General features: G+C 62.4%; 18 protein-coding genes. 9 read left to right on the forward strand and 9 right to left on the reverse strand.

Features of this window, described 5'->3' with window-relative positions; translation table 11 throughout:
* Nucleotides 1-108 precede the first annotated feature (108 nt).
* Both H8S23_RS05555 and H8S23_RS05560 read right to left on the reverse strand, forming a co-directional pair.
* Nucleotides 109-5,700 carry a YDG domain-containing protein gene (locus H8S23_RS05555; RefSeq protein WP_186887340.1) on the reverse strand — a complete coding sequence of 1,864 codons (5,592 nt, stop codon included), beginning with the start codon at nt 5,698-5,700 and terminating at the stop codon, nt 109-111.
* 424 nt (nt 5,701-6,124) lie between these two features.
* Nucleotides 6,125-6,307: a hypothetical protein gene (locus H8S23_RS05560; protein WP_186887341.1), complete on the reverse strand. Its 183-nt coding sequence runs from the start codon at nt 6,305-6,307 to the stop codon at nt 6,125-6,127.
* Between the two features lie 265 nt (nt 6,308-6,572).
* Between H8S23_RS05560 and H8S23_RS05565 the strand changes: the two genes are divergently transcribed.
* The 3 genes from H8S23_RS05565 to H8S23_RS05575 are packed head-to-tail and all read left to right on the forward strand — an operon-like array spanning nt 6,573 to nt 8,832.
* Nucleotides 6,573-7,418, forward strand: a complete 846-nt coding sequence (locus tag H8S23_RS05565) for a pyridoxamine kinase (RefSeq protein ID WP_186887342.1) — start codon at nt 6,573-6,575, stop codon at nt 7,416-7,418.
* On the forward strand, nt 7,406-7,954 hold the full coding sequence (locus tag H8S23_RS05570) for a tRNA (cytidine(34)-2'-O)-methyltransferase (RefSeq protein WP_186887343.1): 549 nt from the start codon (nt 7,406-7,408) through the stop codon (nt 7,952-7,954). Before H8S23_RS05565 ends, H8S23_RS05570 begins: the two co-directional genes overlap by 13 nt.
* Nucleotides 7,951-8,832, forward strand: coding sequence for a DegV family protein (locus H8S23_RS05575; protein WP_186887344.1), 882 nt, complete (start codon nt 7,951-7,953; stop codon nt 8,830-8,832). Before H8S23_RS05570 ends, H8S23_RS05575 begins: the two co-directional genes overlap by 4 nt.
* Nucleotides 8,833-8,991: 159 nt before the next feature.
* On the opposite strand, the gene H8S23_RS05580 is transcribed toward H8S23_RS05575, so the two are convergent.
* On the reverse strand, nt 8,992-9,384 hold the full coding sequence (locus tag H8S23_RS05580; protein ID WP_186887345.1) for an MmcQ/YjbR family DNA-binding protein: 393 nt from the start codon (nt 9,382-9,384) through the stop codon (nt 8,992-8,994).
* A gap of 56 nt (nt 9,385-9,440) precedes the next feature.
* Here H8S23_RS05580 and H8S23_RS05585 point away from each other — a divergent pair, with 56 nt between their 5' ends.
* The 4 genes from H8S23_RS05585 to fba all read left to right on the forward strand — a co-directional run bounded on the left by H8S23_RS05585 (nt 9,441) and on the right by fba (nt 12,531).
* Nucleotides 9,441-9,962, forward strand: a complete 522-nt coding sequence (locus H8S23_RS05585) for a GNAT family N-acetyltransferase (RefSeq protein WP_186887346.1) — start codon at nt 9,441-9,443, stop codon at nt 9,960-9,962.
* A gap of 506 nt (nt 9,963-10,468) precedes the next feature.
* Nucleotides 10,469-10,747 (forward strand): autorepressor SdpR family transcription factor, encoded by a 279-nt coding sequence (locus tag H8S23_RS05590; protein WP_186887347.1) that lies wholly within the window; start codon nt 10,469-10,471, stop codon nt 10,745-10,747.
* Nucleotides 10,748-10,837: 90 nt separating this feature from the next.
* Nucleotides 10,838-11,503 (forward strand): SdpI family protein, encoded by a 666-nt coding sequence (locus H8S23_RS05595; RefSeq protein WP_186887348.1) that lies wholly within the window; start codon nt 10,838-10,840, stop codon nt 11,501-11,503.
* A gap of 164 nt (nt 11,504-11,667) precedes the next feature.
* Nucleotides 11,668-12,531, forward strand: coding sequence for a class II fructose-1,6-bisphosphate aldolase (fba, locus tag H8S23_RS05600; protein WP_186887349.1), 864 nt, complete (start codon nt 11,668-11,670; stop codon nt 12,529-12,531).
* Nucleotides 12,532-13,237: 706 nt separating this feature from the next.
* On the opposite strand, the gene H8S23_RS05605 is transcribed toward fba, so the two are convergent.
* Nucleotides 13,238-14,020, reverse strand: coding sequence for a TraX family protein (locus H8S23_RS05605; protein WP_186887350.1), 783 nt, complete (start codon nt 14,018-14,020; stop codon nt 13,238-13,240).
* Nucleotides 14,021-14,696: 676 nt separating this feature from the next.
* On the opposite strand from H8S23_RS05605, the gene H8S23_RS05610 reads away from it, so the two are divergent.
* Complete coding sequence (locus H8S23_RS05610; protein ID WP_186887351.1) at nt 14,697-15,209, forward strand: QueT transporter family protein; 513 nt, start codon at nt 14,697-14,699, stop codon at nt 15,207-15,209.
* 221 nt (nt 15,210-15,430) lie between these two features.
* Here H8S23_RS05610 and H8S23_RS05615 read toward each other — a convergent pair whose 3' ends face one another.
* Nucleotides 15,431-15,664, reverse strand: a complete 234-nt coding sequence (locus H8S23_RS05615) for a helix-turn-helix domain-containing protein (RefSeq protein ID WP_186887352.1) — start codon at nt 15,662-15,664, stop codon at nt 15,431-15,433.
* A 125-nt stretch (nt 15,665-15,789) separates the two neighbouring features.
* Between H8S23_RS05615 and H8S23_RS05620 the strand changes: the two genes are divergently transcribed.
* Nucleotides 15,790-15,999, forward strand: a complete 210-nt coding sequence (locus tag H8S23_RS05620) for an AbrB/MazE/SpoVT family DNA-binding domain-containing protein (RefSeq protein ID WP_186887353.1) — start codon at nt 15,790-15,792, stop codon at nt 15,997-15,999.
* A 50-nt stretch (nt 16,000-16,049) separates the two neighbouring features.
* Here H8S23_RS05620 and H8S23_RS05625 read toward each other — a convergent pair whose 3' ends face one another.
* From H8S23_RS05625 to H8S23_RS05640, 4 genes are all read right to left on the reverse strand, one after another.
* Nucleotides 16,050-18,446, reverse strand: a complete 2,397-nt coding sequence (locus H8S23_RS05625; RefSeq protein WP_186887920.1) for an HAD-IC family P-type ATPase — start codon at nt 18,444-18,446, stop codon at nt 16,050-16,052.
* A 439-nt stretch (nt 18,447-18,885) separates the two neighbouring features.
* Nucleotides 18,886-19,107, reverse strand: coding sequence for a hypothetical protein (locus H8S23_RS05630; RefSeq protein ID WP_186887354.1), 222 nt, complete (start codon nt 19,105-19,107; stop codon nt 18,886-18,888).
* A 48-nt stretch (nt 19,108-19,155) separates the two neighbouring features.
* On the reverse strand, nt 19,156-19,770 hold the full coding sequence (locus H8S23_RS05635) for a V-type ATP synthase subunit D (protein ID WP_186887355.1): 615 nt from the start codon (nt 19,768-19,770) through the stop codon (nt 19,156-19,158).
* A gap of 70 nt (nt 19,771-19,840) precedes the next feature.
* Nucleotides 19,841-21,229, reverse strand: a complete 1,389-nt coding sequence (locus H8S23_RS05640; RefSeq protein ID WP_186887356.1) for a V-type ATP synthase subunit B — start codon at nt 21,227-21,229, stop codon at nt 19,841-19,843.

Raw genomic sequence — 21,229 nt, forward strand, 5'->3', positions numbered from 1 at the left:
CTTGAACAGGGCGCAGTACCCTGTCCCTGCATTTTTTTACAGACCGCCGGGTGGGGAGCTTTGCCGGGGGCGGCGGTCGTTTTTTTGCGCTGCCCAGCCGCCGGCGCTTTAGCGCCTCCGGGGCAGAAAAGCAGCGCCTGAGAGAACAAACAGGAGAAGGTGCGGCAGCGTGGAGAGATCGGCGAGCTGCCAGCCGCCGGGGCCCTGGGTGCACACGAGCAAAAGCGCCGAGAGCAGGACGGCCGCTGCGGGGAAAAGCAGGCTGCGGTGTTTTTTGAAAGCCAGGATCAGCAGGACGATGCAGCCCGCGGCCAGCAGCAGGTCCGCCAGGATCATCTTTTTTGTGGGGGAGGGCTCCGTCGGGGCAGAGGGCGCCGGCGAGGCGGCCGGTCCCGGAGAAGGGGCGGGCTCCTGACGGCCGGCCGGGCCGGCATCCCCATCCTCGCCGGCTGCAGGCCGGCTCTCTGCGGCGGGGGCGGCGCCGTTCCGGGCCTGACCGGCAGCCGGCCGCGCCGGTGCCGGGGCCGGGACGTCCGGGGCGGGAGGAGCGGCGGGCGCCGCCACGCGGCGGATCGTCAGGGTGATCTCCTTTTCCGCGGCCAGGTAATTGGCCGTCTCCGGCGCCCGTATGCGCAGCGTGACCGTTCCCTCGCCCAGGATGATCAGTTCTTCCCCGCGGATGGCGAGAAGGTCCGCTCCCTGTATCACCTCATAGATAAGAGAACCCGGGGAAGCTGCGGTGCTGAAAACGCCCAGCCGGGAAACAGGCAGGGTGTCCCCCGCGGCGTCCAGAGCGCAGGACGAGGCGCCCTGTAAGGACTGGGGCACTTTCGAGATCTGGCAGGTGAGGCCGGTGGGCTGCAGCAGCAGATAGTTTGCGCTGTCCGCCCCCGAAAGGGCATAGCCGCTGACCGTCACGTCTTTGGGCAGGGGGCTGGCGTCCGCGTCCGCAAGGCTGCCCACCGGGGAACCGGCGAGAGAGACCTGGTCGCCGGGCAGCACCCCGCTGAGAACGCCGCCCGACACCGTGACCGCGGTGGTGCCGTTGTAAAGCCGGTCTGCCGCCGATGCGCCGGTCACTGCCAGCGGCAGCGGCGTGATCTCGCCCTGACCGGTCAGGACGGCGTTTGCAGGCGCGGTATAATTGTGCGCATCCTGCCCGTCGATCTCATAGGTCACCGTGATGGTTTTGGCGCTGCCCACGTTTTTGTCATTGTAGGCCGCAGAAGCGGACAGGACAAGGTCGTCCCCGTCCAAGAGATTGAGGGGCACGGCGGAGACCGCGGCTGTGGGTGTGCCGTCATACTGCTTTTTCAGCGTGACGGCGGACGGTGAGGCCAGCAGGGCCCGGGGCCGTACCAGAAGCGGGACGCTCAGGGTGACGGAGGCGTAGCGCCCGGCTTCGTCGGGGGTAAAAAGGACCTCAAAGGCCTCACTGCCCGCGTCCGGCACCGTGTCGGGCGTTTTCCAGCGATAGGTGCCGGCTGTCAGGCCGGATGCGGTGGGCGGCGTCAGGGCCGAAGCTGCAAGAGAGGAGCCGTAGGTGATGGCTGCGGCGGTGGGCAGCCCGGTGACGGGCGGGGCTTTGGCGATGGTGAAAGAGGACGTCCCGCTCACCTCTCCCAGCAGATAGGCCCCGTTGTCCACCCGGACGCTGACCGTGTAAACACCGGGTTCAACGGGGTCCGTGATGACCCCGCCGCGCCGGTAGATCAGGGTATAGTCGGACTCCTCCACCGCGTCCAGGCTGGGCACGGCCTGGGCCGTTTTGGAGGTGCCGTCATAGACGAGGTCGGACGGCGCTGAGAGGGAAAAATTCACCCGCTGCTGTTTGACGACCTGCAGGGTGCGCTCCACAGCGGGGATCTGGACGCCGTGCCCGTTGTCCAGAGTGAGGCGCAGCCGCACCGTGCCGCTGTCCGACAGGGTCAGATAGCGGGTGCTGCTGACCGCGAGGCTGACCGTGCCGGAGGAAGAGGCGCTTGCCGTCCCCTGCAGCACGGCGCCGGTGGAGCCCGCGTCGGCCACGGTGAGAGAGAGGGTCTTGAGCTGATCGTGCGCTTCGTTGCAGTAATTGCCGCTTCCCGGGTTTTCCTTCGCGGAGTAATAGAGCTTCAACTGCGCGTCGTCGGCCGGGATGATGATCGGCTCGGCGGTGTCAGGGCCGTAGGCGGAGCCACTTTTCAGCGTCAGAGAGGGGGAGGCTGCGTACAGGCAGCCGGAGGGCTCGCAGGTGACGGCGACCTCCAGGCTGACGGTGGGGGCGTCTTTTGAGAACGCGGCGGTGTTTGGGGCGGTGATGAGGATCTTGGCCTGGCCGGGGGAGACATAGGTGACGACGCCGTCGGCGTCCACGGCCGCCACGGAGGGATCACTGCTCTGGTAAAGAAGCGTTTCTCCCTGCGCCAGGGCAGGGCTGACGGTGGGGGCAAGCCGCTTTTGCGGGGATTTGATCTCCACTAGCCGGACCCCGGCCGCCGACAGTTCGCGGGGCCGCCGCAGCCCCAGGTCATAGCCTGTGAGGTCGGACAGGGATGTCTCGCGGGTGACGGTGACCGCGGCGGAGGCGTCGTTGCCGTCAAATGAAAAACGTGAGCCCTCGCCAAAGCGGTCGCCGCTGCGCTTGGTATACCGCAGCTGATAACTGCCGGGCGCGACAAACTCCAGCGCATAGGGCTGGTTGAAAGAGGAGCCCAGAAAACTGCCTGCCCCCGTATAAAGAGAAACCACGTTGTTGGAGACGACGGTCTCGCCGTCGTCATAGCGTCCGTTTCCGTTGTCGTCGTAGTAGATGCGGCCCTCCAGGGCGGCGGGGACGGCGGAAAGGGTGCAGGCGGGCAGCGCGGCGCTGACGGGCGTATCTCCCAGGGAATAAGAGAGCTGGGCGGCAAAAAGACTGACGTCCCCCTTTTTGGCCGAGGCGGGAAAAGAGACCGCGAAAGGCAGGTAGGCGACGGCGCTTTGGTTTACCTCGACCAGCCGCTGCCCGCTGCAGACCAGCTTTACATGGGTCACCTCGGAGAGCAGATCGGGGGCAGGGGCAGGGCCATAGGTCGCGCCGTTGTCCGTGCTGTAAAGCTTTTGGACGCCGTCCCACAGCGTCCCCTCCACGTCCGCTTCCCCGGTGAGGACCACGTCGAAAGCGCTTTTAGCCGTCCCGGCGCGCGGGAGCGGGATGGTAAGGGTCAATTCGGAGAGCGTCTGAGCTTTCTGCAGGCTGTTGCTGACATAGACCCGATAAACGCCCTCGTCACAGTAGCGGTAGTCCCCGGCGGCGCCGGTGGTGTTGCCGTTGGTGGAGGTCAGATAGGCGGAGAAAGAAAGCGCCTGCATGTATTGAAAGGTCAGGGAGAATTTTTTGGTACAGGCAAAAAGATCGTCCCGCTCCTCCGGTGTGCCGTCTCCGTTGAAATCGGCGGTCAGGGGCCCGGCGGCAACGGTGTCCGCGCCCGCGGCGGTGGGGTACTCCGGGTGGTTGTTTTTGCCGTAAAAAGCCGTGGGCAGCTGCACGGGCCCGCCGCCCGTGTCCACGGCCGGGCCGACGGTGAAGTTGAACCGCACGTAGCCCCTGCCGTCCGAGGCGCTGTTGCCCTGGTAGCGCAGCGCATACAGCGTTTGGCCCTCGCTCCAGGGCGAGGTGGTGAGCTGATAGTGGCCGCCGGGGGAGGTGAGGCCGGAGAACAGATACCCGCTGGGCATCACCAGATAAAATTCCTGATCCTGTGCGGAAGAGCCGGAGGGAACGACCTGGGCCTCGAGGTAAAAGCTGCTGCCGATCTTCAGATTTTCCAGGGCGCCGGCGCCCAGCTGCAGGGGCGCGGTGATCTGATCATAAATGTAAAAGAAAGAGGTGGAGCTCTTTTTTACCGGGATGTGGTCAGACCCCTCCAGGGAGGCGAAGGACAGGCTGGAGACGATGTTCCTGTACGCACCGTTCAAACCGTTGCCCGCGTCGCTGTGGACATAGGCGCGGACGCAGCAATTGCTGGAGGTGAGCATGCTGTTGCCCGGCAGCCGCTGGAAACGCAGCGTGTAGCCGGTGAAGCTGTCCCCCGGCGGCAGGACGACCGCCTCGTCCAGAGCGGTCAAGGGCTGCGGCTCGGTGGGGTCCGGTTGCTTGCGGGTGGTATACTGCAGCGTCACCTCTCCCAGCCCCAATTCCCACGGCAGAACAAGCTCCAGCCTCTGGCAGGAGATCTCCGGGGCGATCTGGGCGGCAAGCACCGCATCCCGCATGGCAAAGGAGGTCCTGTTCACAGGCGAGCAGTAGGCGTAGCCGGTGCTGCTGGGCAGCAGCGTGGCTGAATAGGACGCAGTGACGTCGTAGTCCTGCGACAGATCGTAGAGTTTCAGAGAAAACGAGCTGGACGACTGCCCTTTACTCAGTGTGACCGTCCCGCCGTCGTGCGGGGCGGTGATCTGAAGATAGGAGCCCTCAGGGGACCGGTAGGTGCGGCTCGTGATCGTCAGGTCGGGCAGGTCCTTTGCCTCCAGGCGGATGGTGAGCGCCGGCATGTAAGTAAAACAGGTGCCAGAAGAGTTGGAAAAAGAGGGCACCAATTGCGAGAGGTCCTTATCCAGCGTGTAGCGCAGCGCCTTGCAGGTTTTGCCGGGCGCGTACTCATAGCTGGACAGATAGGAATAGCGCACCCCGTCCGCGGTATAGGTCTGGCCGTCGGCCAGCGGGACGAAAGCGTCGCCCGTGCCGGTGCCGGGCAGGGCGGCGTCGTGCAGCGGCACGGTATAGGTGACGCCGGTGAGCGGGTAAAAGGGGGCGGACAGCTCCGGGCTGTGGGCTGGCAAATAAAAATAAGGCTTAAAATTGAGGTCGCAGGGGACGCCCGGATACAGGGTGCCGCTGAGAGAAGCGGACCCGTAAAGGGTGGGCTCCCGGACCGTCCAGTTGTAGGCGGTCAGGCTGTGCGATTTTTCCGCAGTCACGGCGTCCCCCTCGCACAGCTGTGCGTCCACCGTGAAAAGCTCTTTGTCCGCGATCTGATAAAGAGGGGTGAGAAAAACCTCAAAACCGATCTTGGTCGCCGTGCTGGAAAAACAGTAGGTCAGCGCCGTGCTGCCCGTATCCCCGTCCGTCTCCACGGTCACGGAGGTGAAATTGCTGCCCAGGGTGGAGTCGTCCTGCCGGGGATAGTCCTGGAGCTGGACGGTGTCCGGCAAAAGGATGCGCAGGCTGGGGGCGGTCATCTGCTGAAGATCCAGGTCGAACCGCAGCGAGTAGGTATAGCCCAGCCGGTAAGAGCCGTCCTCCTGCAGGGCGCCGGACGGCAGGCCGGGCGTCAGCACAAGCCGGTCCTCATCGGCCGCATCGGTCTCTGAGAGGAAAACGGCGGGCGCGCTGCAGACCGGACAAACGCCGTCGGCCAGCAGGCCGCCGCAGACCTCACAGCGCGCGGCCGTCTCGCCGCCGGGCAGGGTATTTTCGCCGGGCGGGACGGTCTGGCTGCCGTCGGGCGGCGGGGAGGGCGAAGTTTCCGGCGGGGAAGCCGTGGGTCCGGACATGGCCGGCGAAGCCTCTGGAAGAGGAGAAAAGACAGGGGCCGGGCCGTTTTCTGCGTCGGAGAAAGCGGTGTCGCCGGAGGAGGCGTCCGCGTCGGCGAGGGAGAGCGGGGCGGCAAAGCCCTCCAGCAGAAGTGAAAAGGATAGAAGAAGGGCGGCGCCCAGGCATAAAACTTTCTTTTTCATGACTGCAAACTCCTCTGCTACAGCGGTAAAAAGACGGGGCCAGTTCCCCAAAGGCGGACAAATGGCTTTCTTACCTCTTATTATAAAGGGTCACAGAAGAAAAAGAAAGAAAAACAGATTTTTAGTGAAATAAGACAAAGAAAAAAGGTCCGCCTCCGGCTTTTCTGCGGTGCGTCCGGGGGCGGAGCGCCGCCGTCCCGGCAGGGGCCGGGGAGTTTCACCCGGTTCTGATGGAAAGCGCCCGGCGCAGGAGAAGAACAGTGCGGAGCGCCCTTTGCGCGCAGCCGCTGCCCGGGCCGGGCAGCGGCAAAATAAAAGATCCCCGGGACGCCCGGCAGAGCGGGCGTCCCGGGGAAAAGCCGGGGCACAGCGGGAGAGCCCACTCCCCGGCGGGCGCACAGAAAAGCGGCGGAGCCCGCCGTTTTTATCTCTTGAGCGCGTCCAGATGGTCCAGCGCTTTCACCGCGCCTTTTTCCGCTTTTTTCATCATCTTTTTCAGCTCGCGTTTGTTTTCGCTGGCCAGACAGGCGCCCACGGCGCCCGCCGCGATACCGGTGACGAGGCCCAGGGCCGCGCCTTTGAACATACCGCCATTGTCGTGATACATTTGCCGTTCCTCCTTTGCTTGATGCCCCGCGCTGTACAGGGGCGGGGCCGGTCTACCGTTAGTCTGTCCCGGTGCGGCGGGCGTATGCGGCGCGAAAACAGGGGATTATTGTCAGACCCTTTCCTTCTCGAAAGCGGCAAAAAAGTATTCCGTTTTCACCCCCGGTGAGGTATAATGTTTGTCAACGACCTTTTTGCAGGACTTTTTCAGCCGCGCCCCTTGCCCGGAGAGGGCGCGGCCCGCGATAGAACCGAGAGGTGAAAGTTTGAAACGCATCCTTTGTATCCAGGACCTGTCCTCTGTGGGGCGCAGCAGCCTGGCAGTCGTCTCCCCTGTGCTGTCGGTGATGGGGTATCAATGCTGCCCGCTGCCCACGGCCCTGCTTTCGACCCACACCGGCGGTTTTGCGCCGGTGGAGCGGCTGGACGCCACCGCATTTTTTTCCGCGGCGCTGCAGGCCTACCGCACCCAGGAGATCGCCTTTGACGCGGTGTATACCGGGTACCTCTGTTCGCCGCAGCAGGCGGCGGTCGCCGCGGACGAGCTGCGCCGCTGCGGTGCGGCCCTGCGGGTGACCGACCCGGCCATGGCGGACAACGGCCGCCTGTACGGCGGCTTTGGGCCCGAGATGGTGGGGGCCATGCAGGCCCTTTGCCGTGAGGCGGACCTGCTGACCCCCAACGCCACCGAGGCGGCCCTGCTGGCTGGGGAGCAGCCGCAGGAGCGCTATGGCCTCCATCAGGCGGAGGAGCTCTGCGAGCGCCTTGCCGGGCAGTACGGGGCCCGGGTGGTGATCACGGGCGTTCCCCTGGAGGACGGGCAGACCGTCTGCGTGGGCCGGGGCGAGGCTGCGTGGGAGCATTTCACGCTGCGCTGCAGCTATGTGGACGCGGCGTATCCCGGCACCGGGGACCTGTTCTGCGCCGTGCTCACCGGGGCGCTGCTGCGCGGCAATGCGCTGCAGAGCGCCGCCGAGTTGGCCCTGCGCTTTACGGAAAACGCCGCCAGGGCAACCTTTGCCGCCCGGCGCGACCCGCGCTTTGGGCTGGAGTTTGAGCCGCTGCTGGGCGAGCTGCTGCCGCCGAGGGAGGAGCCGTCATGGGCACGCTGAACATTGTGCTGGTAGAGCCGCAGATCCCGCAGAACACCGGCAACATCTCCCGCACCTGCGCGGTGACCGGGGCGCGGCTGCACCTGGTGGGGCCGATGGGCTTCACCATCACGGACAGACAGCTCAAGCGGGCGGGCCTTGACTACTGGGACCTGCTGGATGTGACCCTTTACGACAGCCTGCCGGAATTTTTTGAAAAAAACGCCGGCCCCTTTTACTATTTCACGACCAAGGGACAGCGATGCTACAGCGACGTGGCCTACCCGGACGGGGCCTATCTGGTCTTTGGCCGGGAGGACCGCGGCCTGCCGGAACCGCTGCTGTTCGCCAACAAGGAGGCCTGCGTCCGGCTGCCCATGCTGGTCCACCCGCACGCCCGCAGCCTGAACCTGTCGAATACGGTCGCCATCGCGGCCTATGAGGCGCTGCGGCAGTGGGATTTTGAGGGATTGAAAGAGGCGGGAGAGCTGACCGCCTTTGACTGGGCGGACGACCCCGGCGCACAGGAGACGGAAGGAGGCTCGGCAAAGGGATGAGAAAATATGCGGTGATGACCGATTCCGCCTGTGATATCCCGCAGGAGCTGGCAGAAAAAAACAAGATCGATATCCTGAGCTTTGCCATCATGCTGGACGGCCGGGAGTATTCCGAGCGGGAGGACCTGACCCCCGACCGCTTCTATGAGCTGCTGGACGCAGCGCAGGGGATGCCCACGACCGCCCAGATCACCCCCATGACGTTTGAGGAAAAATTTGCCGCCTACGACGCGGCGGGGGTGGAAGAACTGCTGTATGTGGCCATCAATTCCGGCGGCAGCAGCACCTACAACAACGCGCTGTTTGCCGCGGCCGAATACGGCGACGCCCACCCGGACAGCCGCATGCGCATCTCCATTGTGGACAGCCATACCTATTCGATGGGGTACGGCCGCTTTGTGATCCGGGCGGCGGAAAAACTGGCCGCAGGCGCGGAGATGGCGGACGTGGTGGACTATCTGAAAGCGCGGTTTGCCCGGGTGGAGATCGTGCTGTCGGTGCACAGCCTCAAGATCATCAAGCGCAGCGGGCGCATCTCCGCAGCGGCGGCGTTTGCGGGCGAGCTGATGGGGCTGCGGCCGGTCATCACCCTGATCCAGGGCGGGACCCGGGTGGCGCAGAAAGTGCGCGGCGACGCCAAAATGCTGCCGGCCCTCACCGCCCACATGAAAGCCCACGCGGGCGAGCGCAGCCCTTATATGGTGGGCGCGACCAAAGGCGCGTCGGACCGGCACGGGGACGCGCGGCAGCTGTCCAGGCTGTGTGAGGAGGCCATGGGCTATCCGCCGGAGTGCATCTTCCGCCTGGGGGCGGCGGTGACCAGCAACACCGGCACCGACGCCATCGCCCTGGTCTATCTCACAGGAGACGAGGGCTGAACGCGCGTAAAAAAAGGAACAGATCAAAAAAAGGCGGCTGCGGCCGCCTTTTTTGATGGAGGAGCGCGGCGGGGAGACCCAGATCTGCCGCGTTCGGCTTTTGTGTTTTGCGCTGCAAAATACTTGTTGGGATGCTCTCAAGCCCTTACAAGCTGGGCTCTATTGCGCATCCCCTGGGATCCTGCGTTTCTTAATTGTGGCAGCGGTCGCATGAAAGCTCATGTCAAGCAGCATCTTTATCATGTCATCCGGCACGCTGCCGTCCAAAGCAACCGTTATCCAGCTTTCTTTATTCATATGATAGGCAGGGAAAAAACCTGATCTTGAGCGCAGCGAACCTACCATGATGGGGTCACATTTGAGATTCACAACGTCTAAAAGGCCCTCGCCCTGTGCTCCTAATTTCACTTTCGGTACATCCATCACCAGGGCAAACCATTTGTGATTGTTGGCATGACGGAAAACTTCATAATTTGGATATTTTGCCCAGGGGCAGTCTTTCTCTGCATGATAAGTTTCAGCGATATATGCCGCTAATCCAACTCTATTCATCTGATACTTTCCTCACAAATTTATCTGAAACTAATAAGCGAAAGAGGACGTCGATTATGAAATTGAAATGTGCCGCGGAAAAGGATTTTACAAATATTCGAAATTTTTATTATTCTTTAATAGAGATCATGGAAAAAACAGAGTTCGACCCGGGGTGGGAAAAGGACATATATCCGACGCAGGAATTTTTGATTACATCCATTCAAAACCGTGACCTTTATTTCATCGAAAATGATACGCAGATACAAGCTTGTATGATAGTGAATCACCTATATAACAAGGGGTACAAGGAAGTGAAGTGGTCTGTTGATGCAGAGGATCCCGAACTGCTGGTCATTCATGCGCTTGGGGTCCATCCCGACCATGCGGGAAAAGGGCTCGCGAAAGAAATGGTCCGCAATGTGATAGAGATGGCGCGAGAGCAAAAACTCAAAACCATTCGTTTAGATGTTTTGGAGGGCAATGTTCCGGCGGAAAAAGCTTATTCAAAAATGGGATTTCAGTATGTCACCACACTTAAATTGTTCTATGAGGATACGGGATGGACGAATTTCAGAGTATATGAGTATATTATTTAAAACACAAATTGCTTTTTGTCGATTTCAACGATAATAGCACAAAGCTGTGAATTTATCCACAATTTCTTTACTGTTCCAAAACCGCAGAGGCGTTCGCGCCCGGCTGCGGTCAAGAGAAACAGGCTGCGCCTGCCGTTGACAATGGCAAATGCCCCCGCTTGGGCGACAGACAGGAGGGCGGGGGCGGCCAGGGGTATCGCTGTGGAAGAGGATAACGCTTATTACATCTCCCCGCATCGCTTTCTCTCGTGCAGGGAATTCGGGCCCCTTTTCCCGCGCCTGACAGGCCGGGAGCGCGCTGTCCTGACCGCAAGCGCAAAAAAGCGGCCTGTCCGGGGGGCGCGGCCCTGGCCGGACGGCTGGGGGAGGAAATGTCAAACAGGACCGATCTTTTCCTTTTGGGGGCGTTTTATCCGCCGGGGGCCCGCGCTGTATCGCCTTGCCCTTTTCCGGGCGCGGGGGTATAATAAAGTTTAGAGAAGTGTCTAAATGAAAGGGGTGGGCGGATGTCGCTGCAGCAGACTTTTAAGGCCCTGAGCGACCCCACGCGGCGGGAGATCCTGCAGCGGCTGGGAAAAGGGCGGCTCACCGCGGGGCAGCTGGGGGAGGGCCTGGGACTCACCGGGGCCACCATCAGCCACCACTTGTCCTGTCTCAAAGAGGCGGGCCTGGTGAACGATGCGCGCGAGGGCAAATATATCTATTATGAGCTGGACACCTCTGTGATGGAGGATATTTTCCGCTGGGCGGCGTCTCTGACGGGAGGTGGCGGGCATGAAAAGTGAGCTGGCTTTTGTCCCGCCGCCCCGATGGGGCGGATGCCCGGGCAGTGGGGAAAAAGGTGTTTCCAACGCGGAGAGGGAGGGGGCGGCAGCATGAAGAAAAACCGAAGCGAGCTGTTGTGCTGGGTGCTGGCGGCGCTGCCGCTGGCGCTGGCGCTGTGCTGCCTGCCCACGCTGCCCGAGCGCATACCCCTGCACTGGGATCTGGCCGGGGAGATCGACGGCTGGGGGACGCGCAGCTCCGCTTTTTTGATCCCGGCGATGACGCTGGGCCTCAACGCGCTGTTTGTACTGCTGCCCCGCATCGACCCCAAACGGCGCAACTATCCGCGCTTTGGGGGCGCGTATCGCGCGTTCCGGCTGATGTTCAACCTGTTCATGCTGGGTATGGCCGCCATCACCCTTTACAGCGCCTACCGGCCCGGCGCACTGTCGGTGAACAAGCTGATCCCGGCCGGGGTGGGCGCGCTGTTCTGCGTTATGGGCAACTATATGCCGAAGTTCAAACCCAATTATTTTATGGGGCTGCGCACGCCTTGGACGCTGGCCAGCGAGCGGGTGTGGCACAGCACCCACCGTCTGGCGGGGGCGCTTTGGTTTTGGGGCGGGCTGGGGTTTATGGGGGCCAGCTTCCTGCTGCCGCCGAAGCCGCTGTTCGCCGCGCTGGTGGCGCTGGTGGCGCTGCTGGCAGGCGTGCCCTGCCTTTACTCCTATCTTGCCTACCGGGCCGGGGAAGAGGACGGCGGCGGGCAAAAATAGCGGAAAATTTGATGCGCGGGGCTGGAATTTGGGCCCCGCGCCTTGTTTTTGCAGGGCGTATCGGTTATAATGAATCTGTTACAGAATTAACGAACTGAGCCGGAGAGCGGACAGGCTGTAACAGGACAAAAATCCTTTTAAATTGAAGTATGGGGGTAAGCATCATGCTGGTAAACGCGAGCGAAATGCTGAAAAAAGCCGTGGCCGGCCACTATGCGGTGGGCCAGTTCAACATCAATAATCTGGAGTGGACAAAGTCCGTCCTGCTGACTGCGGAGGAGATGAAAGCCCCGGTCATTTTGGGCGTGTCCGAGGGCGCCGGCAAGTATATGACCGGCTTTACCACCGTGGCGGCCATGGTCGCGGCAATGGACAAAGCCCTGGGCATCACCGTGCCGGTGGCGCTGCACCTGGACCACGGCACCTATGAGGGCGCAAAAGCCTGCGTCGCCGCCGGTTTCACCTCCATCATGTTCGACGGCAGCCATTACCCCATCGACGAGAACGTGGCCAAGACCACCGAGCTGGCGGCGCTGGCGCATGAGCACGGCATGTCCATCGAGGCCGAGGTCGGCTCTATCGGCGGTGAAGAGGACGGCGTGGTTGGCATGGGCGAGGTCGCCGACGCCGACGAGTGCAAGCGCATTGCGGACCTGGGCATCGATTTTCTGGCGGCCGGCATCGGCAACATCCACGGCGTCTACCCGGACAACTGGAAAGGCCTGGACTTTGAAGCGCTGGCCCGCATCAAGGACAAGATCGGCGACATGCCGCTGGTGCTGCACGGCGGCACCGGCATCCCCGCCGAGATGATCCAGACCGCCATCTCGCTGGGCGTTGCCAAGATCAACGTCAACACCGAGTGCCAGCTCTCCTTTGCCGCCGCTACCCGCGCATATGTGGAAGCCGGCAAGGACAAGGAGGGCAAGGGCTTCGACCCCCGCAAGCTGCTCGCCCCCGGTGCCAAGGCCATCCAGGACACGGTGCGCGAGAAGATCGAGCTGTTCGGTTCTGCGGGCAAGGCATAAGTCCCACAGAGAGGTCAATAGAGAAAGGCAAAACGCACGCAGGTGTGTTTTGCCTTTCTTTTTTTAGATAAAGAAAACCACCCGCAGGGCGAGCAGTTCCCAAAAAGTCTCATGACGATAAGTATGAGAAAGAAACTCCCTTTGCAAAATCGGAAGCGCGGTCTGCCAACTGCATCAAAGGCAGCGGAGAGGCATCCAATGGATGACCTGACCGCCGGCTGCGTAAGGAATGGGGGAGCCTGATGTCGAGGAGATCATGCAGAGACAGCGGGGAAAAAGCAAAGAAAATAGAAGAATGGGTACGACACCGGCGGGGAGAAGAGCAAGCGGGCAGCTGAAAATGGAAACTTTCAAATAGGCCCGTTTACGGGCGGCAAGCAGACGACCTCTCGGGGCGGAGAGGCCGCGCCAACGCGGCGTGACGCATACTGGTATTCCAGGGATCTGACCGCCTGTGAAAAAAAACGGCTTTGCCTGCGGATATTTATTTTGAGCGCGGGAGGGAAAGGAGGCGTGTCCCGGCCCCGCGGCAGTGTGCCGGGCGCGCGGAGCTCCTTTTTTGCCTTCGCCCTTTTAGAGGGAGAAAGTCCGCAGGCCCCATATTTGCAGCTTTCGCAGCTGTGTTTTGCGCCCCGCCGCCGCCCTTTCTGCTTTTGCGGGCGGCGGTCGGGGGCCCGCAGCCGGACCCGCGGGGCTGCTGCGGCCCTCAGCCCCCGAGACGCCACAGCGCCAGGTCGATGAGCGCCAGATGCAGCGGATAGTAAAAATAGAAAGCGAGAGAGGCGGCTCTGCGCCTGACAGGCGCCCGCTGTGCCGAAACAGCCGGGTCGGCGGCGCGGCGGGCAGGCCTGCCGTTGTACGTTGCCAGCAGGGGCAGGGCCAGCAGGCCGCCCAGCTGGATGCCGCCGATGCAGATCAGTTCCGCCGCCGGGGCGCCCTGCACAAACAGAGGCAGCGAGACCTGCGCTGCAAAGCACAGCACCAGCGCGGAGAAGCAAAGGGCCTGCGGCAGTCGCCGGCCGTGCAGCCCAAAAAAGAGGAGGCACCAGCCAAGGCCGTAGACGCCCCAGTCCCCGGGCAAAACCAGCAGGGCCAGCGCTGCCAGCACCAGCATGCAGAGCAGGGGGCTGCGGATCGCGTCGCAGGCCCAGATCGCCAGCAGGCCCAACAGCAGCGTGTAGAGCACGCTGAAAGGGGACCCCAGCAGCGTGCCGGTATCAAAGTAAGAAAAGGGGACTGCCGACGCCAGCGCAAAAAAGCCCAGCCGCAGCGCGTAGCGGGGCACGCTGTGCGTGTGCCGGTAGCCCTCCGCAATGAAAAAGCACATCACCGGCATGGCGGTGCGGCCCAGCAGATGGAGAAAAAAGGCGGGGAGGCTGACGGTGGGCAGAAAAGCCCAGGCAAGATGGTCGCCGGTCATGGCGACGATGGCGATGATCTTCAGCTCTGCAGCGGAAAGCCCCGGCTGACGGGAAATAGAAGAAGCCATAGGAACCTCGATTTTACAGGGGATGGGTGATGCTTTATTATACGCTTTTCCGGCGCGGTTGAAAAGCGGAAATAGCGGACCGCTGATTTTTTTAGCAGCCATGCGGCCTGCCCTCAGGCCGCGGCGAATAGAGATAGGTTTTTTATTGCGAAGCAATAAAAAATAGATTATTTCTATGGCCCGTCCCCCCCCCCTCGTCCCTGCGGGACGATCGGGGCGGATGGCCGGAAAAACAGCCTGCGCTTTGCTCCGGCTGTTTTTTATTGCCTTGCGATAAAAAAGGACCTATCCCGATGCCCCGCTCTCGCCGCTTGCACGGCGACGGGCGGATGGCCGGAAAAACAATCGCGGCAGGGCTGTTTTTAAGTCTCCCCTGGCGAAAAGCGAGCGGATGTGGTACAATGGGGCACGGCCGACTTTGGCGGCCGCAGCGGAGAAGGGAACCCTGCCCTGGGGCCTGTTTTGGCCCCGCTTCCTGCGGCGCGCAGTTTGCGGCCGCGCGCCCTGCGGGGTGCAGCCACCCCGGCGGGAATTCTGCGGCGCCGCCGGGGAAAAATCTGCCGCGGGGCCTGGGGCTGTTTTCCCCAGAGGCAAAGACAGATGAAAGTGCAGGACCTGCCCGGCAGGCCCGCTGCTTTTGCCTGCCTGTGCGTTTGCCCGAAAGGAGTTTTTGTCCATGTTGTTGTCCAAACCGCAGCGCATGGCGCGCTGCGCCATGATCGCCGCCCTCTACACCGCCGTCAGCCTGCTGCTGGCGCCTTTCTCCTACGGCGCGGTCCAGGTACGGGTGGCCGAAGCGCTCACCCTGCTGCCCGTCTTTACCCCGGACGCCGTCGTGGGGGTGACGCTGGGCTGTCTGCTCACCAATCTGCTGGGCTCCTCGCCCATCGACGCGGTCTTTGGCACCCTTGCCACGCTGGCGGCCGCCCTGCTCACCTATGCGCTGCGCAGGGTGCGCTGGCGCTCGCTGCCGCTGGCTTCGGCGCTGATGCCCGTGCTGATCAATGCGCTGGTGGTGGGGGCCGAGATCACCGTTTTCTTTATGGACGCGCCGTTTACCCTGCCCGCGCTGGCGTTCAATATGTTCACGGTGGGCCTGGGTGAGGTGGTCAGCTGCATGGGCTTGGGGCTGCTGCTGGTCAGGTGTGTGGAAAAGAACCGCACGCTGGGGGAGTTCCTCACAGCCTGACCATTCCGCCGGAAATGGGGGCTCCAGGGTCAAGGGCCTGGGCGGAAAATGGTTTTCCAGAAAAGAAAATATGAAAAGCGCCCCTGAAGCAGGCAGAAAAATGTCCTCTTCAGGGGCGTTTTGTTTTTGAAGGACACAGTGCTTTTTTATATCGCTTGTCCTTTACCCTTTCGTTTTGCGGCGGCCCACACAGGAAAATCCCCTCGGCGGCCCGCCGGTGCTCACTCAGAGGTTTTGTTCTGTTCCTCCGGCTGATCGGGGTCGATGGAAAACAACTCGTTGGGCGTGCAGTCCAACAAAAGGCACAACGTCTCGATTTTTTTGTATTGAATGGAGCGGGTTTCATTTTCTATCATTTTTTTGAAATTCTGATAGCTCATGTCCAGCTGTTTGTACAGCCAATAACGCGTTTTACCTTTTTCTTCCAAAAGAGAAAGAACATTCAGACGGATCATATCTGCTGTCTCCATTATCTTATGTTTTTATTAGATAATAGAGTTTGCAGAAAAAAGAACTATAGACTTTTAAATTAGATAATGTTATAGTCTATATAAGGGGTGAAGAGAACGTGATTCGAAATATGGATTTCAATGGACGGGTCCTGCTGCCCTCCAAATACAGAAAAATCCTTTCGTTGCACCCCAACGACCTGGCAGAGCTGCGGGCAGAGGGGCAAAAGGTGATCCTGACCGCCTATGGCAGAAGATGCAGGATCTGCGGCGGCAAAGAAAAAATTTTAGACTGCAGCGGTTTTTTCCTCTGTGAAAGCTGCAAAGCAAAGATCCCCTGAAAGCGGCAGGGCTTTGGGCGCACGCACCCAAAGCCCTGCCGCTTTCAACTTCACACCGCCCGCCCTGCGTTTTTGCCGCGCCGCAGACGGTGGTGGATAATGCCCGCCGCTTTCATCAGCCCCAGCAGCAGAAACGGGGCCAGCACCGCAAAAAAGGCGAAGATGCCCAGCGAGATCCAGTTCAGCCACACCAGCCCCAGCAGCTTTGCGCCGATGACAGAGCAGGCGAAGAACGCGATGAACAGAGCCACCCACATGGCGCGCCGCCAGCGGTTGAACGGCTTGCACACATGGTAGAGCACCAACATGCCGATATATCCCGCCAGCAGCGTGCAGATGGTCGATACCTGCGCCTGCGGCAGGTGAAACAGGCAGCTCGCCCCCATCACGCCCAGGATGCAGAGCACATCGGTGAGGCCGCCCGGCAGGGCCCGCAGCAGCACGCCCTGCATGAATTTGCCCCGCACCTTGGTGTAGCAGGGCTCCAGCGTGAGCAGAAAAGAGGGGACGCCGATGGTGAGCGCGCTGAGCAGGGTGAGCTGCAGGGGCACAAAGGGATAGGGCATGGCCACAAAGACCAGCACCAGCGAAAGGGTGAGCGAGAGGATGTTTTTCACAAGAAACAGCGCGGCCGAGCGCTGGATGTTGTTGATGACCCTGCGCCCCTCGTTCACGATGGCGGGCATGGCGGAAAAGTCGGAGTCCAGCAGCACCAGCTGGGACACCTGCTGGGCCGCTTCGCTGCCGGAGGCCATGGCGACGCTGCAGTCCGCATCCTTGAGGGCAAGCACATCGTTGACCCCGTCGCCGGTCATTGCCACCGTGTGCCCGGCCGCTTTCAGCGCCTGCACCAGGATGCGTTTCTGCTCCGGCGTGACCCGGCCGAACACGGTGTACCGCTCCGCGGCGGCGGCCACCTCCTCGTCTGCGAGCGGCGAGAGATCGATATAGCGCTCTGCGCCCGGCACCCCGGCCCGGCGGGCGATGGCGGCCACCGAGGCGGGATTGTCGCCGGAGATGATCTTCACGTTCACGCCCTGCTCGCGAAAATAGGTCAGGGTGGCGGGCGCCTCGGGGCGGATCTTGTCGGACAGCAGCACCAGGCCCAGGGGGCGCAGCGTCTGCGGCGCGGCGTCGCCCGCGGGCAGGGCGTCCGTCTGTGCCAGCAGCAGCGCCCGCTCCCCGCGGGAGAGGGGCCCGGCCAGCAGACCGTCCAGCTCTTTGCGGCGGCCGCCCATCAGCACCTCCGGCGCGCCCAGCAGCAGGCAGCGGCCCTGAGCCCGGCGGCCGCTCCATTTGCGGGCGGAGGAAAACGCGACCTCCTCTGCGCCCGCCAGCAGGCCGCCGTCGGCAAAGCGCTCTTTCAGCGCGCGGGCGGTGGCGTTGTCGTCGCTGCCGCTGTGCGCAAAACTGCCCAGCAGCGCTTCCAGCCCGGGGCCGTCCAGCCCCTCGGCCAGCGGCAGGGCTTCCAGCACCTCCATACTGCTCTCGGTGAGGGTGCCGGTCTTGTCCAGGCAGAGCACGTCCACCCGCGCCAGGTTTTCGATGCAGGACAACTCATGCACCAGGGTGCGGCGGCGGGCCAGGTTGAGCACGCCCACGGCCAGCGCCAGGCTGGTGAGCAGGTAGAGCCCCTCGGGGATCATGCCCACCACTGCCCCCACTGTGGAGGTGACGGCGTATTCCAGGCCGGTGTGCAGCAGCGTGTACTGCTTGACGAACAGGACGACGGCGACCGGGATCAGGGCCAGCCCGATCCAGCGCAGCAGCCTGTCCAGGGAACGCATCATCTCGGAGCGGTTTTTGCTGGTGCGCTTGGCCTCGCGGGTGATGCGGGCGGCAAAGGCGTCCGGCCCCACGGCGTCCAGGCGCACCGCGGCGCGGCCCGAGACAACAAAGCTGCCCGATAGCAATTTGGCCCCCGCGGCCTTGGCCACGTTGTCCGCCTCCCCGGTGAGCAGGGCCTCGTTGACTTCCAGCGCGCCTTCCAGCAGTACCGCGTCGGCGGGGATCTGGCAGCCGGCCGACAGGCGCACCACGTCGTCCAGCACCAGCTCTTCCACCGGCAGCCGGAGCTCGCGCCCCTCCCGCACCACCTGGGCGGTGGGGGAGGCCAGCAGGGTGATCTTGGACAGCTCCCGCTTGACCCGCAGCTCCTGGATGATGCCGATGAGGGTATTGCAGACGACGATGCCCAAAAACATCATATTGTGGTAGGAACCCACCGCGAACAGGCAGGCGCCCAGCACGCAGAACAGCAGGTTGAACGGCGTAAAGACGTTGTCCCGTATGATCTGCCAGGTGGTTTTGGAGAGCGGGGCGCCGGACCGGTTGTCCCAGCCGCGGGCGGTGCGCTGGGCCGCCTGGGCAAAGGTGATGCCCAAAGCGGGGTCCGGCTGCAGCCGCTCCACAGGTTTGCGCTTGTCCGTTCCGTCTGTCCGTCTCATCACTGCGATTCCTCTTCCGTTTTTGTTTCTAGTTATAATACGACCCGCGCAGGCGGGAGGTTCCAAAGAAAATCTAAAGAATTTGTTACGATTTGTGAAATCGCCCGCCGCAAAAGCGGGCGGGCAGGGCAGCTTTAAGCGCCGCAGGGCCGCAGACGCCCTTATCCCATTGTCTGCAAAAAAGCCGCGGCCATACGGGGGAAGAGAAAGACAGCCTGCACCGGGACGGCAGAGGGCCGGTTTGGACGCGTGTGCGCAGAGCGTCCGGCGGCGCCGGGATGGGGGATGCAGCGGGCCAGCGCGCCGCACGGGAAAAGAGCAGCAGAGGGGCGGGGCTTTGAGCGGCGCCGGCAAAAAGCCGGAAAAAAGTAAAAAATAGCTGGAGGCTATTTTTTAGCAGCCATGCGGCCCGTCCCCAGGCCGCGGCGAATCGAAAGGTTTATTGCGGAGCAATAAAAAATAACCGCGCAGCGGTTATTTTTTGGCCATACGCCCGGTTGCCGCGAAAGCGGCGAGGGTGGGGCCATTGGGATAAATTGTTTTTTATTGCGGAGCAATAAAAAATAACCGCACAGCGGTTATTTTTTGGCCATACGCCCGGTTGCCGCGCGGCGACGAGGGCGAAGCCAGTCAAGATAAATCGCTTTTTGATCGAAGCCATAAAAAAACGCGCCCGGACAACCTGCCCGGGCGCGCGATCGCAGCTTTTTCAGTTTTTTCCCTTGGTCCTTTTGATGACTTTGAGACGGGTGAACTCCTCCCGCTCCCGCTCCTCCAGCACGCCGGAGATAAAGCGGATATTTTCCTCAAATTTCGGGATGTTCACATTCTCCAGCATGTTGGCGCGGCGCTGGGTCTTTTTGATGGCAACGGCCAGCCGGTAGACGCTGTTGTCGATGCTGGCCAGCCGCGCCGTCAGCTGCTTGACCCGATCGAAGCACAGATAAGCATGATCCAGCGCGGCATTGGTGTTTCCGAAGCTGTACAGCGGCTTCAGCGGATGGCGGGCCAGCGCGGTGGTGGGCAGCTCTACGCCCATAACGCTGCGGGAGGACAGCGAGAGCCCGTTTTCCGCCGGCTCGGTGCCGATCATGATCTGGTCGATGCCCAGCGTCACGTTGGCCGCCTGCAGCGCCTTGTACGCGGAGGAAAAGGTGTCGCCGATGTCCTGCTGCAGTTTGGCGGACTCGTCGATCAGCTTCATCATCTCCCGCATCAGCACGTTGCGCTTGCGGTCCAGCAGCTCAAAGCCCAGCTTCGCCTGCGCCAGGCTGCGTTTGAGGCTGATCAGGTTGCCTTTGGTGGGGATGACGTTTTCAGCCACGTTGGCCCCCTCCTTTCAAAACGGCGCAAACGCGCGGGGCGGACGGCTGCGCCGCCCGCGTCCCGCGCCCTCAGGCCGGATGCTTGTTGTAGTGCTCCTCGATGACCTTATCGTCCAGGCGGTCCAGCTCTTCCCGCGGCAGAATGGACAGCAGCTCCCAGCCCAGGTCCAGGCTCTGGTCGATGGTGCGGTCCTCGCCCGCGCCCTGGTTCAAAAAGCGCTGCTCGAATTCTTTGCCGAACTGCAGGTACTGCTTGTCGGTGGGGGAGAGCTCCTCCTCGCCGATGACGCTGGCAAGGCCCCTCGCGTCGCTGACCTTGGCATAGCTGGCGAACAGCTGGTTGTACAGGTCCGAGTGGTCGGCGCGGGTGTAGCCCTCGCCGATGCTGTCTTTCATCAGGCGGGACAGGCTGGGCAGCACGTCGATGGGCGGGTAGACGCCGGTCTGGTCGAGATACCGGTCCAGCACGATCTGCCCCTCGGTGATGTAGCCGGTCAGGTCCGGGATGGGGTGGGTGATGTCGTCATTGGGCATGGTGAGGATGGGGATCTGGGTGACGCTGCCGCCGCGGCCCTTGACGATGCCCGCGCGCTCGTAAAGGCTGGCCAGGTCCGAGTAGAGGTAGCCGGGATAGCCCTTGCGGCCGGGGATCTCGCCCTTGGAAGAGGAGAACTCGCGCAGGGCCTCGGCGTAGCTGGTCATATCGGTCATGACCACCAGCACGTGCATATCCTGCTCAAAGGCCAGATATTCCGCGGCCGTCAGTGCGCAGCGCGGGGTGAGGATGCGCTCGATGATGGGGTCGGAGGAAAGGTTCAAAAACATGGTGACCCGGCTTTCGGCGCCGCTTTCGGAAAAGCTGCGGCGGAAATAGTCGGCCACGTCGTTGGTGACGCCCATGGCGCAGAAGACCACACCGAATTTCTCCCCGTTTTCGCCGTCTCGGTCGGACAGTTTGGCCTGGCGCACGATCTGGGCGGCCAGCTTGTTGTGGCTCATGCCGCTGCCGGAAAAAATGGGCAGCTTCTGGCCGCGGATCAGGGTCATCAGGGTGTCGATGCTGGAAATGCCGGTGCGGATGTAATTGCGGGGATAGGTGCGGCTGACCGGGTTGATGGGGCTGCCGTTGATATCCTCGAACTTTTCGGCGTAGACCGGGCCCAGGCCGTCGATGGGCTGGCCCGCGCCGTTGAAAACGCGGCCCACGATCTCCGGGGCCAGCGCCAGCCGCATGGGATACCCGGTAAAACGGGTGCTGGTGGAGGCCAGCCCCAGGCCGGAGGTGCCGTCGAACACCTGCACTACGGCCTTGTCTCCCTCCAGCGCGACCACGCGGCCAAGGCGGCGCTCGTCTTTCTGGCGGATCTCCACCATCTCTTCAAAAGAGGCCCCCTCGACCCCCTCCAGCGCGACAAGGGGGCCGTTGATCTCGGAAAGACCCAGATATTCGATTGCCAT

The sequence above is a fragment of the Anaerofilum hominis genome (assembly GCF_014287275.1).
Classification (GTDB): domain Bacteria; phylum Bacillota; class Clostridia; order Oscillospirales; family Ruminococcaceae; genus Pygmaiobacter; species Pygmaiobacter hominis.

What these genes read in the sequence shown, in the direction of transcription:
- H8S23_RS05625 (WP_186887920.1), bottom strand. Translation starts at nt 18,446, where the DNA reads ATGAGACGGACAGACGGAACGGACAAGCGCAAACCTGTGGAGCGGCTG.
- H8S23_RS05590 (WP_186887347.1), top strand. Translation starts at nt 10,469, where the DNA reads ATGTCGCTGCAGCAGACTTTTAAGGCCCTGAGCGACCCCACGCGGCGG.
- H8S23_RS05570 (WP_186887343.1), top strand. Translation starts at nt 7,406, where the DNA reads ATGGGCACGCTGAACATTGTGCTGGTAGAGCCGCAGATCCCGCAGAAC.
- H8S23_RS05580 (WP_186887345.1), bottom strand. Translation starts at nt 9,384, where the DNA reads ATGAATAGAGTTGGATTAGCGGCATATATCGCTGAAACTTATCATGCA.
- fba (WP_186887349.1), top strand. Translation starts at nt 11,668, where the DNA reads ATGCTGGTAAACGCGAGCGAAATGCTGAAAAAAGCCGTGGCCGGCCAC.
- H8S23_RS05615 (WP_186887352.1), bottom strand. Translation starts at nt 15,664, where the DNA reads ATGATCCGTCTGAATGTTCTTTCTCTTTTGGAAGAAAAAGGTAAAACG.
- H8S23_RS05630 (WP_186887354.1), bottom strand. Translation starts at nt 19,107, where the DNA reads ATGGCTTCGATCAAAAAGCGATTTATCTTGACTGGCTTCGCCCTCGTC.
- H8S23_RS05620 (WP_186887353.1), top strand. Translation starts at nt 15,790, where the DNA reads ATGGATTTCAATGGACGGGTCCTGCTGCCCTCCAAATACAGAAAAATC.
- H8S23_RS05555 (WP_186887340.1), bottom strand. Translation starts at nt 5,700, where the DNA reads ATGAAAAAGAAAGTTTTATGCCTGGGCGCCGCCCTTCTTCTATCCTTT.
- H8S23_RS05605 (WP_186887350.1), bottom strand. Translation starts at nt 14,020, where the DNA reads ATGGCTTCTTCTATTTCCCGTCAGCCGGGGCTTTCCGCTGCAGAGCTG.
- H8S23_RS05640 (WP_186887356.1), bottom strand. Translation starts at nt 21,229, where the DNA reads ATGGCAATCGAATATCTGGGTCTTTCCGAGATCAACGGCCCCCTTGTC.
- H8S23_RS05595 (WP_186887348.1), top strand. Translation starts at nt 10,838, where the DNA reads ATGAAGAAAAACCGAAGCGAGCTGTTGTGCTGGGTGCTGGCGGCGCTG.
- H8S23_RS05575 (WP_186887344.1), top strand. Translation starts at nt 7,951, where the DNA reads ATGAGAAAATATGCGGTGATGACCGATTCCGCCTGTGATATCCCGCAG.
- H8S23_RS05610 (WP_186887351.1), top strand. Translation starts at nt 14,697, where the DNA reads ATGTTGTTGTCCAAACCGCAGCGCATGGCGCGCTGCGCCATGATCGCC.
- H8S23_RS05560 (WP_186887341.1), bottom strand. Translation starts at nt 6,307, where the DNA reads ATGTATCACGACAATGGCGGTATGTTCAAAGGCGCGGCCCTGGGCCTC.
- H8S23_RS05585 (WP_186887346.1), top strand. Translation starts at nt 9,441, where the DNA reads ATGAAATTGAAATGTGCCGCGGAAAAGGATTTTACAAATATTCGAAAT.